18 protein-coding genes and 1 other RNA gene are annotated in these 12,482 nt (G+C 68.4%); 11 read left to right on the top strand and 8 right to left on the bottom strand.

Going from position 1 to position 12,482, the window contains the following annotated elements:
* A partial coding sequence (locus tag VF592_RS12860; protein WP_331006033.1) for a sigma 54-interacting transcriptional regulator occupies positions 1–788 on the bottom strand: 788 nt, incomplete at its 3' end.
* A 175-nt stretch (positions 789–963) separates the two neighbouring features.
* Here VF592_RS12860 and VF592_RS12865 point away from each other — a divergent pair.
* Genes VF592_RS12865 through VF592_RS12905 form a run of 9 tightly spaced genes read left to right on the top strand, consistent with a single transcriptional unit; the run spans position 964 to position 4,062 of the window.
* Complete coding sequence (locus VF592_RS12865) at positions 964–1,116, top strand: hypothetical protein (RefSeq protein WP_331006034.1); 153 nt, start codon at positions 964–966, stop codon at positions 1,114–1,116.
* A 25-nt stretch (positions 1,117–1,141) separates the two neighbouring features.
* Positions 1,142–1,819 carry a phage shock protein PspA gene (gene pspA, locus VF592_RS12870; protein ID WP_331006035.1) on the top strand — a complete coding sequence of 226 codons (678 nt, stop codon included), beginning with the start codon at positions 1,142–1,144 and terminating at the stop codon, positions 1,817–1,819.
* 3 nt (positions 1,820–1,822) lie between these two features.
* On the top strand, positions 1,823–2,089 hold the full coding sequence (gene pspB, locus VF592_RS12875; RefSeq protein WP_331006036.1) for an envelope stress response membrane protein PspB: 267 nt from the start codon (positions 1,823–1,825) through the stop codon (positions 2,087–2,089).
* Between the two features lies 1 nt (position 2,090).
* A complete protein-coding gene (gene pspC, locus VF592_RS12880; protein ID WP_331006037.1) occupies positions 2,091–2,471 on the top strand; it encodes an envelope stress response membrane protein PspC in 381 nt (126 codons plus the stop codon).
* Between the two features lie 27 nt (positions 2,472–2,498).
* A complete protein-coding gene (locus VF592_RS12885) occupies positions 2,499–2,810 on the top strand; it encodes a hypothetical protein (RefSeq protein ID WP_331006243.1) in 312 nt (103 codons plus the stop codon).
* Between the two features lie 11 nt (positions 2,811–2,821).
* Positions 2,822–3,088: a hypothetical protein gene (locus tag VF592_RS12890; RefSeq protein ID WP_331006038.1), complete on the top strand. Its 267-nt coding sequence runs from the start codon at positions 2,822–2,824 to the stop codon at positions 3,086–3,088.
* Between the two features lie 24 nt (positions 3,089–3,112).
* Positions 3,113–3,355 (top strand): hypothetical protein, encoded by a 243-nt coding sequence (locus VF592_RS12895; protein ID WP_331006039.1) that lies wholly within the window; start codon positions 3,113–3,115, stop codon positions 3,353–3,355.
* An 11-nt stretch (positions 3,356–3,366) separates the two neighbouring features.
* Positions 3,367–3,606: a hypothetical protein gene (locus tag VF592_RS12900; RefSeq protein ID WP_331006040.1), complete on the top strand. Its 240-nt coding sequence runs from the start codon at positions 3,367–3,369 to the stop codon at positions 3,604–3,606.
* A 42-nt stretch (positions 3,607–3,648) separates the two neighbouring features.
* Positions 3,649–4,062, top strand: a complete 414-nt coding sequence (locus tag VF592_RS12905; protein WP_331006041.1) for a SufE family protein — start codon at positions 3,649–3,651, stop codon at positions 4,060–4,062.
* Here the strand turns inward: VF592_RS12905 and VF592_RS12910 are convergent.
* Both VF592_RS12910 and VF592_RS12915 read right to left on the bottom strand, forming a co-directional pair.
* Entirely contained in the window at positions 4,044–4,448 is a 405-nt protein-coding gene (locus VF592_RS12910; RefSeq protein WP_331006042.1) for a (2Fe-2S) ferredoxin domain-containing protein, read from the bottom strand. The genes VF592_RS12905 and VF592_RS12910 overlap by 19 nt on opposite strands.
* Positions 4,430–4,972, bottom strand: coding sequence for a J domain-containing protein (locus VF592_RS12915; protein ID WP_331006043.1), 543 nt, complete (start codon positions 4,970–4,972; stop codon positions 4,430–4,432). The genes VF592_RS12910 and VF592_RS12915 overlap by 19 nt, the downstream gene beginning before the upstream one ends.
* Before the next feature lie 206 nt (positions 4,973–5,178).
* Here VF592_RS12915 and VF592_RS12920 point away from each other — a divergent pair, with 206 nt between their 5' ends.
* Positions 5,179–6,759 (top strand): SulP family inorganic anion transporter, encoded by a 1,581-nt coding sequence (locus VF592_RS12920; protein ID WP_331006044.1) that lies wholly within the window; start codon positions 5,179–5,181, stop codon positions 6,757–6,759.
* The gene (locus VF592_RS12925; RefSeq protein WP_331006045.1) at positions 6,756–7,418 is read left to right on the top strand and encodes a carbonic anhydrase; all 663 of its coding nucleotides are present in this window, start codon (positions 6,756–6,758) and stop codon (positions 7,416–7,418) included. The genes VF592_RS12920 and VF592_RS12925 overlap by 4 nt, the downstream gene beginning before the upstream one ends.
* A 9-nt stretch (positions 7,419–7,427) precedes the next feature.
* Here VF592_RS12925 and VF592_RS12930 read toward each other — a convergent pair whose 3' ends face one another.
* From VF592_RS12930 to VF592_RS12950, 5 genes are all read right to left on the bottom strand, one after another.
* Positions 7,428–9,368, bottom strand: a complete 1,941-nt coding sequence (locus VF592_RS12930) for a hypothetical protein (RefSeq protein WP_331006046.1) — start codon at positions 9,366–9,368, stop codon at positions 7,428–7,430.
* Positions 9,369–9,415: 47 nt separating this feature from the next.
* Positions 9,416–9,798, bottom strand: an RNA gene (gene rnpB / locus VF592_RS12935) — RNase P RNA component class A.
* A gap of 11 nt (positions 9,799–9,809) precedes the next feature.
* Complete coding sequence (locus VF592_RS12940; RefSeq protein WP_331006047.1) at positions 9,810–10,499, bottom strand: N-acetylmuramoyl-L-alanine amidase; 690 nt, start codon at positions 10,497–10,499, stop codon at positions 9,810–9,812.
* Positions 10,500–10,541: 42 nt separating this feature from the next.
* Positions 10,542–11,381 carry a CheR family methyltransferase gene (locus VF592_RS12945; protein WP_331006048.1) on the bottom strand — a complete coding sequence of 280 codons (840 nt, stop codon included), beginning with the start codon at positions 11,379–11,381 and terminating at the stop codon, positions 10,542–10,544.
* Positions 11,378–12,454, bottom strand: a complete 1,077-nt coding sequence (locus VF592_RS12950) for a chemotaxis protein CheB (protein WP_414714222.1) — start codon at positions 12,452–12,454, stop codon at positions 11,378–11,380. The genes VF592_RS12945 and VF592_RS12950 overlap by 4 nt, the downstream gene beginning before the upstream one ends.
* Positions 12,455–12,482 lie beyond the last annotated feature (28 nt).

Below are 12,482 nucleotides of genomic sequence, written 5' to 3' on the forward strand. Positions count from 1 at the left end.
GATCTGGTCCGCGGGCGATAGGGCGAGTCGAACGGGTCGATCTCGATCCGGTCGACGGGTTCCTCGCGATCCCAGCGATACACGCCGCGCTCGACGACGTTGCGGAGCTCGCGCACATTGCCCGGCCAGTCATGCCCGCTCAGCGTCGCGATCGCGGAAGGACCGAAGCCGGGCCACTTGCTCCAGCCGAGCTCGGCCGCCATCCGACGCCCGAAATGATCGGCGAGGACCAGGATGTCGCCCGCCCGCGCGCGCAAGGGGGGAAGCGTCACCACCTCGAACGACAGGCGGTCGAGCAGGTCGGCGCGGAATTCATGCGCGGCCACCTTGTCGGGCAGATGTTCGTTGGTCGCCGCCACGATGCGCACGTCGACGCGGATCGCGCGCGAGGAGCCGATGCGGTTGATCTCGCCATATTCGACCGCGCGGAGCAGCCGGTCCTGCGCGGCCATCGACAAGGTGCCCAGCTCGTCGAGGAACAGGGTGCCGCCATCGGCTTCCTCGAACCGCCCGGCACGCGCCTTGGTCGCGCCGGTGAACGAGCCGGCTTCGTGGCCGAACAGCTCGGCCTCGATCAGCGTCTCGGGCAGCGCGGCGCAGTTCATGATGACGAGCGGCTGGTCCCAACGCGGGCTCAGCCGGTGCAGGCGTTCGGCGACGAGTTCCTTGCCGGTGCCGCGCTCGCCGATGACGAGCACGGGCCGGTCGAGCGCGGCCGCGCGGCTGGCGCGTTCGAGCACGTCGAGAAAGGCACTCGATTGACCGATGACTTGCGATGCGCGTTCCACGCCATCCGTTTGGCGCGAATTCCCAAGACTTGGCAAGGCGACAGATCAGGCCGGACCGGCATTTCCGCCCAAGTAATTGAATATACACGCAACACGAAACTGGCACGGGCCGTGCAACGATGTCGGCATACCGCAACAACGGCGCACAGAGCGCCGATCAAAAGGAGCCTCCATCATGTTCAACACCGACTTCGCCCGCCGCTTCGCCGCCGTCCTCTGCACCGTGCTGATGAGCGCCACCTGCATCATCGGCGCGGTCGGCCCCGCCCAGGCGGACTTCGGCGCCGGCATCGACACGGTGCCCGCGCCGATCGTCCTGACCGCCTGAACGATTTCACCGGAGTAAGATTTTCATGGGCATATTCTCCCGCACCCGCGACATCGTCGCCGCCAACTTCGCCGACCTGGTCGAGAAGGCCGAAGACCCCGCCAAGATGATCCGCATGATCATCCTGGAAATGGAGGAGACATTGGTCGAGGTCCGCGCCTCCGCCGCCCGGACGATCGCCGACCAGAAGGAGATGCGCCGACATATCGGCAAGCTGGACGGTCTCCAGGCGAGCTGGACCGAGAAGGCCGAGCTGGCGCTGAGCAAGGACCGCGAGGACTTGGCCAAGGCGGCGCTGGTCGAGCGGCAGAAGGCGGCCGACATGGCCGACCAGCTGCGCGCCGAGGTGGGCGTGCTCGACGACGCGCTCCGGGCGTCGGAGGAGGACATCGCCAAGCTCCAGACGCGACTGCGCGAGGCGCGGGCCAAGCAAAGCTCGGTCCAGACCCGGCTGGAAAGCGCCAATAACCGGGTGCGGCTGCGCCAGATGTATGCGGGCGCGAAGACCGAGGACGCGTTCAGCCGCTTCGACGTGCTGGAGCGGCGGGTCGACGACGCGGAGGGCCGCGCCGAGGCGATGGGGCTGGGCGTCCAGAAGACGCTGGAAGAGGAGATCGCCGACCTGCGCGCCTCCGACCGGGTCGACGCCGAGCTCGCCGAGCTGAAGCGTCGCCTGAACACCAGCGGCAATCGGGAGGGCTGACCGATGGAGGATATACTCGTACCGATCGTGGTCGTCGGCTTCCTGTTCGTCGCGCTGCCCTGGCTGATCCTGCACTACATCACGAAATGGAAGCAGGCGCCGCGCATCACCGACGAAGACGAGAAGCTGCTCGACGAGATGCACATGCTCGCCCGCCGGCTTGAGGATCGGCTCAACACGGTCGAGCGGATCGTCGCCGCCGACAATCCCGACTGGAAGCCCGGCCTGAGCGCTCCCCAGCAACCCTATCAGATCGATCGGAGGAACTGAGATGTCCGCGAGCCGTACCAAGTTCTACCTCGACCGGCAGAACCGCAAATGGAAGGGCGTCTGCGCCGGGATGGCCGACTATACGGGCCTGGAGGTCATGTGGGTCCGCATCGGCGTGATCCTGCTGACCCTGGCCGGGGGCTTTCCCTGGACGCTGATCGCCTATCTCCTGATCGCCTGGATGGCGAACGAGCGACCGAGCGGACTGTACGACACGCCGGAGGACGCGAAGTTCTGGCAGGGCGTCCGCACCAACCCGACGCGCTCGACGACCGAGGTCCGTTCCAAGCTGCGCGAGATCGACCGTCGCCTGGCGGACATGGAGACCTATTACACCAGCCGCAACACGCAGCTGGCCAACGAGATCGAGAGCCTGCGCTAGACGCGGGTCGAAAAGGGGGAATTCGTGATGTTTCCGTTCGAGAGCTTCGCGCCGGTCGCGGCGATGGTGGGAATGGCGGCGGTCGCCGGTTGGGTGTTGACCACGTGGATGCGAATCAAGAACGGCTATCCGCTCGACGGCGCCTGGGGGCAGGCGGTGTATCCGAAGAAGAACGACGAGACGGTGGAGCGCGTCAGGCTCCTCAGCCAGGAGAACGGGCAGCTCCGCGCCGAGCTGGGGTCGGTCAAGGACCGGCTGGCCAATGTGGAGCGGATCGTCACCGACGGATCGCACCAGCTGGACCGCGAGATCAGCGCCCTGCGCGACCGCGCGAACTGAGGACCAGGCCGATGAACCCCGTGCTGATACCGATCTTCGCCCTGCTGATCCCGATCGTCGCGATCATCGCCAATGTGGTGATCAAGCCGATGATCCGGCTGCGCGAGCGCAAGATGGAACTGGAGGCGACGATGGTCGCCGAGAAGGCGGCGCAATATGCCGCGCGGACCGAACGGCTGGAGCAGCGGGTGCGCGTGCTGGAGCGGATCGTCACCGACCGCGGCACCGACCTGGCCGGCGAGATCGAGCGGCTGCGCGACGAGCGGCCGTTGAACTAGAACCGAGGACGAGGGGAGAAGACGATGAGCGGCGGACAATGGATGGTGGTCCTGATCGTGCTGATCGGGGTCGTGGGCGGGATCATCAAGAACCGGCATCGGCAGGAGCGTCGGGGGCGAGTGGGCACGGACGACGCGGAGACGCTGCGGCTGCGCGACGAGGTCCGGCAGATGAAGGACCGCATCCAGGTACTGGAGCGGGTGATCACCGATAATCACGGCAGCCTCGGCCTCGATCGCGAGATCGAGCGGCTGCGCGACCGCTAGAGGAGGCGGCGATGAACGAGATGAACCTGTATGTGACCCTGGCGGTTTCGGGGCTGGCCGGATTGGGCATGGTGGTGAGCGCCGGCCTGTCGGGCTGGCGCGATTGGGTGGCGCTGAAGCGGCGCGAGATCGAGGCGCGGGTCCAGCCCGTCGCCGAGCCGGGCCGCAACGCCGGCGCGCGGATTGAGATGGCAGACCTGCGCGAGCGGATCAGGAAGCTGGAGGCGATCGCGGCGGGGGTGGATCTGTAGACGCGGCTTGCTCGCCTCGTCCGCCCCACCTACCTGCCCGTCATGTCCAACCTCGACGACGTTCGCGAAGAATATGAGTTCCTCGACGCGGACGACCGCTACCGCCTCCTGATCGATCTGGGGCGGCAACTGGAGCCGATGCCCGCCGCGCTCAAGACCGACGCGACCCTGGTGCGGGGATGCTCCGCATCGGTATGGGTCTATCCGATGCCGCGCGAGGACGGGACGCTGCACTTCCTGGCCGATTCGAACGCGTCGATCACCAAGGGCATCATCGCGCTGATCCTATTGGCGGTGCAGGACCGCCCCGCCCGCGCCATCCTGGGCACCGACATCGCCGAGACGCTCGCGCCGTTCGACCTCAAGCGCCAGCTCAGCTCCAGTCGGACGCAGGGCGTGCCCAACATGATCGCGCTCGTGCGCGAAACGGCCGAGCGCTACGCCAGGGAAGGCTGATCGGGGAGGATCACCACTTCGGTGACCTCGGTCACGGCCAGGTCGAACTGGACGGGCGGATCGGGATCGACCGCGTCGCCGAGCAGGGTCCGCGCGACGTGGCCGATATCGGCGCCGGCCGGGATCACGTGCCAGTGGCGCAGGTCGCCTCCATCGATCGCCACGACGGCACGCTTGGGGCAGACGCCCAGGCACTTCACCTCCACCACGCCGATCCGCGCCTTGCGGCCCTTGCCGACGCCGAGTTCCCGACGCAGCGCCTTGACGAGCGGGGTGTGGCCCTTCGACCCGAAGCCGCCGTCGAGCTTGGTCGAACATTTGCCGCAGACCAGCACCGCGCGTTCCCAATTTGATCGCACGGCCCGCTTCACGCCGTCGGCTTCCATTGGCGGCGATCCTCCGCGGCGCGCAGCACCTCGTAGGAGGCCTGGATCTGACGGAAACGCGTCGCGGCCTCCTCGTCGCCGGGCTTGACGTCGGGATGGCTTGCCTTGGCGAGGCGGCGCCACGCCGCGCGGATCGCCTCGAAATCGGCATCCGGGTCCAGCCCGAGCACACCCAGCGCGCGCATCTCGTCGCGCGAGCGGCTGCCGTCTCCCGACCCGCCCCAGCTATAATGATCGGCCTGCTTGAAGGCCGCGCCCTCCCCGCTTTCCTGCTTCTCGCGCGCGGCGGCGTCCTCGGCGCTCAGGCCTTCGAAGTAATTCCAGCCGCGATTATATTCGCCGGCATGAGTTTCGCAGAAATACCAGCGGTCGGGGCTGTTGGGCGATTTGGGCGCGGGGCGGTCGCCCGGCTCTGTACAGCCATGCCGATCGCATAGACGCACCTGCGTGGCGCCGCGTTCGGAGCCATAGCCCCGCCAGCGGGGAAAGCCCCAATCGTTCGATCTGCCGGTGCTGCGCCTCATCGCGCCCGACATAGGCCCGCAGGCGACCGGCGCAACCAAGGTCGTTTCCGCGGGTTCGAATAACTCGCGACGGCGCTGGTCGTGCACGGTTCGTCGAATGTGATACGTACACATTGGGTGGGTGCGGCATGGGCGGCTCTTATTCGCGAACTCGTCCGGCGATGGCGTCGCCCGGCCCCGCCACCGGTTCGGACTCTGGAGCCCCGATGCAGAAACCCACCTTGTCCCTCGGCACCTGGCGCGCGGATCTGCCGGCGTCGATCGTCGTCGCGCTGGTCGCCTTACCCTTGTGCCTGGGCGTCGCGCTCGCATCCGGTGCCCCGCTCTTTTCCGGGCTGATCGCGGGCATCGTCGGCGGGGTCGTCGTCGGCGCGCTGTCCAAGTCGCCATTGTCGGTCAGCGGTCCCGCCGCCGGGCTGACGGTGATCGTGTTCGCCGCGATCGAGCGGCTACCGAGCTTCGAGGCGTTCCTGCTCGCGGTGATGCTGGCGGGCATCCTCCAGGTCGCGTTCGGGCTGACGCGCGGCGGCGTGCTCGCCGAGTTCGTCCCCTCCTCGGTGATCACGGGAATGCTGGCGGCGATCGGGCTGATCCTGATCCTGAAACAGGTGCCCCACGCGCTGGGCTATGACGGCGACTTCGAAGGCGACTTTGAGTTCATGCAGGCGGATGGGTATAATACTTTCTCGTCGATATGGCGCGCGGCGCGCGAGAGCACGGCGACCGGCGCGGTGCTGATCGCGCTGGCCGGGCTCGCCTTCCTGTTCTGGTGGGACAAGGCGCGGCCCAAGACCGGGCCGCTGCGCTTCCTACCGGGGCCGCTGGTCGTGGTGCTGATCGGCGTGATCGGGAATATGCTGATCGGGCTCGTCGCGCCGGGCAGCCAGCTCGGGCGCGATCATCTGGTGCAGGTGCCGATCGCGGGCAGTTTCGGCGAGTTCACCGGCCTGTTCTCGCTTCCGGATTTCGGGCAGATCGGCAACATGGCGGTGTGGACGACGGCGGTGACGCTGGCCATCGTCGCCAGCCTGGAATCGCTGCTGAGCGTCAAGGCGATCGACGAGCTCGACCCGAAGCGGCGCACCACCGACAAGAACCGTGAATTGTTCGCGCAGGGCGGCGGTAACATCGTCTCGGGTCTGCTAGGCGGCTTGCCGGTCACCTCGGTCATCGTGCGCTCGTCGGCGAACGTCGATTCGGGAGCCGAGTCGAAGCTGTCGACGATGATGCACGGCGCGTGGCTGCTGCTGAGCGTCGCGCTGATCCCTGCGCTCCTCAACCTCATTCCGCTGGCGGCACTCGCGGCGGTCTTGATCGCGACGGGGTATAAGCTGACCAAGCCGGCGTTGTTCCTGCAACGCTACAAGCAGGGCTGGACGCAGTTCGTGCCGTTCGTGATCACGATCCTGGCGATCCTGTTCACCGATCTGCTGATCGGGATCGGCATCGGGCTGGCGGTCGGCTTCGCCTTCGTGATCGCGCGCAACTTCCGCACCGCGATCACCTTTGCCTGCGACGGCAACGACTGCCTGATCCGGGCGCGGCGCAACCTGTATTTCATCCACAAATACGAACTGCAGCGGGAACTGGCGCAGGTACCCGATGGGGCCGACCTGCTGATCGACCTGTCCTCGACCAGCTATGTAGACCTGGACAATGTCGACATCATCAATTCCTTCATCAAGGGCGCGCAGTACCGGAACATAACGGTCATGGTGCGCGGCGACATCGGCCGGCGCACCGCACCATTGATCCAGGCCCCCTCGTCGGAAGTGAGCTACGCATGAAGGACCATCGGCAGATCCTGCTCGCCAACAAGGCATGGGCGGCCGAGCTTCTCGACGAGGATGCGGAATATTTCACCCGCCAGGTTGCCGGGCAGCGGCCCAAATTCCTGTGGATCGGCTGTTCGGACAGCCGCGTCAGCCCCGAGCAGATGACCCAGACCCAGCCCGGCGGCATGTTCATCCACCGCAACATCGCCAATCTGGTCAATCCCGAAGACCTGAACCTGATGTCGGTGATCCAGTTCGCGGTGGACGTACTGGAGGTTCCCAATATCGTGCTGTGCGGCCATCATGGCTGTGGCGGGATCAAGGCGACGCTGGACGGCGGGGCGACGGGGCCCGTCGATCGCTGGCTCGACACCGCGCGCGCGGTGCGGCACGCCCATGCCGATGAGATCGAGGCGCTGCCCGAAGGCGAGGCACGGGTGAACCGCTTCGTGGAGGTCAATGTGCGCGACCAGCTTCTGAACCTCGCGCGGACCGCGACCGTCCAGGGCGCCTTTGCACGCGGGCGCGAGCTGGTGCTTCACGGCTGGGTCTACGACATCCGCGACGGCCTGCTCAAACCGCTGATGGAGATCGACCGGGGGACGACGCTCGACGAGATCGGGCGGCCCGACCGCGTATTGGTGCCGACCGCGGAGCTGGACGCGGCCTAATCCGGCAACCTACTCCGGGAGGGCGAAGCGGACCCGCGTGGTCTGGGCGCCGCAGCCCAGGCCGCCGTCCGGCCGGAACGACTTATCGAACCGCGCGCCCGCGATGGTCTGCGCCCCCGCCTTGGAGAAGACGAACGGTGGATAGGCCAGGATAGCGCGCTCGTTGAGGACCCTGCCGTCGGCGCCGATGTCGAACTGGGTCTGCGTCCAACCCTCGAAACCCCAGCGCTGCGCCTCCAGGGGAAAGGTACCACCGACGCGCAGCATCCTGGGTGGCTTGTCAATGATGGCGCATTGGCTCGCGGCCAGGCCCGATGATTCGAACGCGGTTTTCGCCGCGGCGGCGTTGCCGGCGGCGTGTTCGATCGAGGCGAGCCGGACGAGCGCGCCGACCCTGAGCGGCTCGTTGACGGGCAGCGCCGGGTCGCCGCTCACCTGGGCGAGGAAGGTCCTGGCTTCCCGCGGCTCCTCGCCATCGGCGATGAGCAGCCGCAGCGCCGCCCGTGCTCGCGGATCGGCGGCATAGACCGGGTCGGACATAAGGGGGCCGAGCAGGCGACGATAGGTTCCTGCCCGCCAGGTCTCGGTGGCCGAGGAGGCGCGCTCCTTTAAGTGCAGCGCGAGCCGAGCCGTGGCGGGGGCGCCCTGCGCGACGGCGAGCGCCAGCGCGCGGGTGGCATGCCCGTGCCGCTCGTGCTGGGGCAGGGCGCTGTTGTCAAGGAGGCCGGCAAGGGCGGCGAGCATCTGCGGACCATTCGGAGCCGCCGCGCCGAGAAGCGCGCGCTGGCGCTCGAGATTGGCCGCGTCCGAGCCTTGGGCCGGAGTGATCGGGGCGCCCTTGGTGGCGAGCCACGAACCGAGATCGGTCGCGAGCAGGCTATTCACCGAAGGACGCTCGAACCCGGTCGAACAGCGCATCTCGACTCGGGCGCGGTATCGGAGGAATCTCGGCATCGCCGCAACCTGCTCGGCCGACCAGGACCAGCCCCGCGCCTCTCGCGCGAACGCCAGCGCGACCTCGGGGCCACCCGCGGCGTAGATGGGCGTGGCGAGCAGGACCTGGCCGTCGTCGCCGACCGTGAACTCGATCACCGCCATGTCGGCGGGCTTCAGTCCCGCCTCCGCGCCGCAATCGGGAACGGTCATCTGGGTGCCTGCATCGAATTTGCCCTTCGGCATCCGCCCCGCACCCGTATACGCCAAATATTCGCGCGCCTTGTCCGGGTCGCCGCCGAGCAGATAGGCGAGCGCGGCATCGTTGCGGGCTGAGACGTCGTTGCTGTCGAGGCGGAGCGTGAGACCGCCGAGCAACTTGACCGCGCGGCTGCTGTGCTGGCGCGCGGCCGCGAAGTCCCCCCGATTGAGCGCGAGAATGCCGCGACGTCGTGCGAAGGCGGCCATGACCGCGGGCTCGGCCTTCACGCCGGCCAGGATGGCGTCGGCACGGTCGAGCGCGGCCCCGGCTGCCGCCGGATCGATGAAGGTCTGCGTCGCCGCCAGCCCGTCCAGCGACGCCACCTTCTCCGCGGGCGTGACGGCCAGGGCCTCGGCGCGGGCGAAGTCGTCGGCGGCGCTGGCGAAATCGATCGCTTCCTCGGCCATGCGCCCGAGCGCCAAATGGGTCTGCTGACGATCCTCCCGCAGGCTGGGGTCGGTCGCGGGGAGATCGACGAGACCGGCGCGTGCCGCGGCGATCGCCTGGTCGGTGCGGCCGAGCGCGTACAGGGCACGGCTTTTGCGCACCCGCACGATCGCACGGGTACGCTTGCTCAGGCCCGGCCTGACCTCCAGGCGTTCCCAGGCGGCGAGCGCGGCGGCCCGGTCGGTCCCCGCGTCCAGCGCGGTCGCGGCGTCAAACGCCTGCTGTGTGGTCGGTCCTGGTTGCGCATAGCCGGTCGAGGCGAGGAGCAGCGCGACGGCCGCCCCGATGCGCGCGTGATGATTCGACATGGATGCGACCCCGTTGTTTCCGGAGGTTGTGCCGAGTTTTCGGACCGAGTGCCAGAGGGTCTGTAAGCCGGGTTCTGTCCCTCCCCGAAGGGATTGGGCGACCATTCCTCTCGGACGACGCTTGCGCGCCGCCTCCAGCGACCAACCCGGGCGGCGGGCGGGAACACGCCCCGGCGCCCTTGCGGACGCCATGCCACCCCTATTCGGTCTTGCTCCCGGTGGGGTTTGCCGTGCCGTCGCCGTTACCGGAAACGCGGTGCGCTCTTACCGCACCCTTTCAATCTGACGTGGCCGAAGCCGTCGCCTTCTGCTTTCTGTGGCACTTTCCCTGGGGTCGCCCCCGCCGGGCGTTACCCGGCACCGTTATTCCACGGAGCCCGGACTTTCCTCGACGCACCTTGCGATGCGACGCGGCCGCCCGACCCTCTGACGCTTACGGCCCTACTCGTCGCCCTGCGGTTTGGGAAGGAGGAGCGCCAGCAGGATCATGCGGCATTCGGCATCGATCTCGCCGTCGAGCATCTCGGGCCGGAAACGGCGCTGAAACGCCATGATCGCCGCCATCGGGTCGGTCACGTCATAGCCGAAGCGTTCGAGCGCGAGCAGGAACCCGCCCTGCGTCCAGCCCGGATCCATCAGGTTCTTGGTCGGGCGGGGCAGCGCCAGCCGCAGCCGCGCCAGACTGTGCCACGGAAATAATTCCCCCGGATCGCGCTTGCGGGCGGGGGCCACGTCCGAATGGCCGACGATATTGCCGCGCGTGATCCCGTACCGATCCTTGATGGCCGAAACGAGTCGAACGACGGCGGCGATCTGCTCGTCGGGAAACGGCCGATAGCCGAATTCATGACCGGGATTGACGATCTCGATCCCGACGCTCGCCGAATTCACATCGTCCACGTCGCGCCAGTGAGAAGCACCGGCGTGCCAGGCGCGGCGGCTTTCGTCGACCATCCGCAGCACCGTGCCGTCCTCTGCCACCAGGTAATGGGCGGAGACCTTGGCGACGGGGTCGCGCAGCCGCGCGATCGCGGACTCCGCGTCCACCATGCCCGTATAATGGAGCACGATCATGGTGATCGGGCCCAGGCGCTCGTCGTGATTGGGCGAGGGCGTGTCGATGATGGTCATGGCGCACATAGGCTTGGCCGGGCCGCGCCGCGTTGTAAACCGTCAGCCCGCTCCGCGACCGCCGGCGGCGCTCACCACCTCGTAGAGTCCGCGAAAGCGCGCGCTGGGTCTGAACGCGTCGGTCTGCCCGATCACCGTCTCCCCCGCGCCGAGCACGAGCAGCCCGCCGGGCCGCAGCGATCGCGCGAGCCGTTCGAACACCGCCCCGCGCTCGGCCGGCGCGAGGTAGAGCAGCACATTGCGGCACAGCACCAGATCGAAGCGGCCGGGGGGCGGCCGATCCGCCACGAGATTGACGCGGTGAAACGCGATCCGCCGCATGAGTTCGGGCTTGGCGGCCCAGTCCGCGTCGACCGCGTCGAACCAGCGTATCATCCGCCGGATGGGCAACCCACGCTGGATCTCGAACTGTGAGAAGCGGCCCGCTCGCGCGCGAGCGAGCGCCCCATCGGACACGTCGCTGGCGACGATGTCGAACCCGTCGTCGTTCGCCCGCTCGGCCAGCATCATGGCGAGCGACAACGGCTCCTGTCCCGTCGAACAGCCCGCGCTCCAAATCCGCGCGACCCGCCCGGGCGTCGACGCCGCGAGCGCCTCCGCCATCAGGTCGAAGATGGCAGGATCGCGAAAGAACGAGGATTCCTGGTTGAGCAGGCCATCGACGATCCGATCGGCGAGCGACGGGTGCTTGCCGTCCAGCATCGCGCGAACGAGCTGGTCGAGATCGTCGAGGCCGAGCTCGCGCAGCAGCGGGTTCAAGGTGGTGTCGAGGCGCCACGCCCGGTCGGCCGCGAGCTGCTGGCCCGTTCGCGCCTCCAACAGCGCGGCCAGAACGCCGGGAGCGGAGCCGGGGGCGCGCGTCAGGCGGGAGCCATTGGTCAAATCGGTCGCCTTCGTGAAGCGATCAGCTCACCCAACGCGCCGGGCGCGAGAATCGCGCTGGCGATCCCGGCGCTCGCGACGGCGCCGGGCATGCCCCAGACGGCTGAGCTGGCCTCGTCCTGTACGATGACGCAGCCACCGGCGGCGGCTAGCCTTCGGGCACCGTCGACGCCGTCGCGGCCCATCCCGCTGAGCACCACGCCCAACGCGCGCGCGCCGAAGCAGTCGGCGATCGATGCGAACATCGGGTCGACCGAAGGCAGGCACCCGCTGGCCGCCGGATCGACCGACAGCCGGATCGCGCCGCCACCGTCGGGGAGCGCGACCATCCGAAGATGCGCGTCGCCCGGCGCGACGACGATACGTCCGGGCCGCAGGCGCAGGCGATCCGTCGCGACCTCGCAAGGCCGGTTCCCCAGGATCGCGAGCTGGGCGGCGAAATAGGGCATGAACGATGCGGGGAGATGCTGGGTGACCAGGATCGGCGTGACGAAGCTGGCGGGCAACGCGCGAAGCAGCAGGGAAAGCGCATGGATGCCGCCGGTCGAGGCGCCGATCGCGACCACGTCGAACGGCTGCTCGGTCGCGCCCGGCGTCGGCGCCGACGATGGCCTGACCGCATGGGGAAGGACGAAAGGCTGCCGCCCGACATCGAGCAGCCGCTCCAGCTTCTCCACCAATTCCCTGTCGAACTGGTGCGAGCGTTCGCCCGGCGCAGGCTTGACCAGCGTGTCGGCAGCGCCGAGCGCAAGGGCACGAAGCGTCGCCGTCGCGCCCTCCCCCGCTTCGGCGGAGACGATCAGCACCTTCGCGCCCCGTCCCGCGGCCAGCAGTTCGGGAAGGGCGGTCAGCCCGTCGACGCCCGGCATCTGGATGTCGAGGATGATGATATCGACTTCGTTGGCCCCGAGGAACGCCAGCGCGCCCGAGGCGGCGGACACGGCCGCGGCTATGACGAGCCGATCGGACGCCGTAACGGCCCGTCCGAGCACCGCCCGCGCGACCGCCGAATCGTCGACGATCAGGACGCGCCCCGGCCGGAGGCGGGTCTCGCTATCGGTGATGGCGCGCACGCGCTCGGTTCCCCGTCCGAGCTGACGT

It is taken from the genome of Sphingomonas sp., from assembly GCF_036388435.1.
GTDB lineage: Bacteria > Pseudomonadota > Alphaproteobacteria > Sphingomonadales > Sphingomonadaceae > Sphingomonas.

What these genes read in the sequence shown, in the direction of transcription:
- VF592_RS12865 (WP_331006034.1), top strand. Translation starts at nt 964, where the DNA reads ATGTTCAACACCGACTTCGCCCGCCGCTTCGCCGCCGTCCTCTGCACC.
- pspA (WP_331006035.1), top strand. Translation starts at nt 1,142, where the DNA reads ATGGGCATATTCTCCCGCACCCGCGACATCGTCGCCGCCAACTTCGCC.
- pspB (WP_331006036.1), top strand. Translation starts at nt 1,823, where the DNA reads ATGGAGGATATACTCGTACCGATCGTGGTCGTCGGCTTCCTGTTCGTC.
- pspC (WP_331006037.1), top strand. Translation starts at nt 2,091, where the DNA reads ATGTCCGCGAGCCGTACCAAGTTCTACCTCGACCGGCAGAACCGCAAA.
- VF592_RS12885 (WP_331006243.1), top strand. Translation starts at nt 2,499, where the DNA reads ATGTTTCCGTTCGAGAGCTTCGCGCCGGTCGCGGCGATGGTGGGAATG.
- VF592_RS12890 (WP_331006038.1), top strand. Translation starts at nt 2,822, where the DNA reads ATGAACCCCGTGCTGATACCGATCTTCGCCCTGCTGATCCCGATCGTC.
- VF592_RS12895 (WP_331006039.1), top strand. Translation starts at nt 3,113, where the DNA reads ATGAGCGGCGGACAATGGATGGTGGTCCTGATCGTGCTGATCGGGGTC.
- VF592_RS12900 (WP_331006040.1), top strand. Translation starts at nt 3,367, where the DNA reads ATGAACGAGATGAACCTGTATGTGACCCTGGCGGTTTCGGGGCTGGCC.
- VF592_RS12905 (WP_331006041.1), top strand. Translation starts at nt 3,649, where the DNA reads ATGTCCAACCTCGACGACGTTCGCGAAGAATATGAGTTCCTCGACGCG.
- VF592_RS12910 (WP_331006042.1), bottom strand. Translation starts at nt 4,448, where the DNA reads ATGGAAGCCGACGGCGTGAAGCGGGCCGTGCGATCAAATTGGGAACGC.
- VF592_RS12915 (WP_331006043.1), bottom strand. Translation starts at nt 4,972, where the DNA reads ATGAGGCGCAGCACCGGCAGATCGAACGATTGGGGCTTTCCCCGCTGG.
- VF592_RS12920 (WP_331006044.1), top strand. Translation starts at nt 5,179, where the DNA reads ATGCAGAAACCCACCTTGTCCCTCGGCACCTGGCGCGCGGATCTGCCG.
- VF592_RS12925 (WP_331006045.1), top strand. Translation starts at nt 6,756, where the DNA reads ATGAAGGACCATCGGCAGATCCTGCTCGCCAACAAGGCATGGGCGGCC.
- VF592_RS12930 (WP_331006046.1), bottom strand. Translation starts at nt 9,368, where the DNA reads ATGTCGAATCATCACGCGCGCATCGGGGCGGCCGTCGCGCTGCTCCTC.
- VF592_RS12940 (WP_331006047.1), bottom strand. Translation starts at nt 10,499, where the DNA reads ATGACCATCATCGACACGCCCTCGCCCAATCACGACGAGCGCCTGGGC.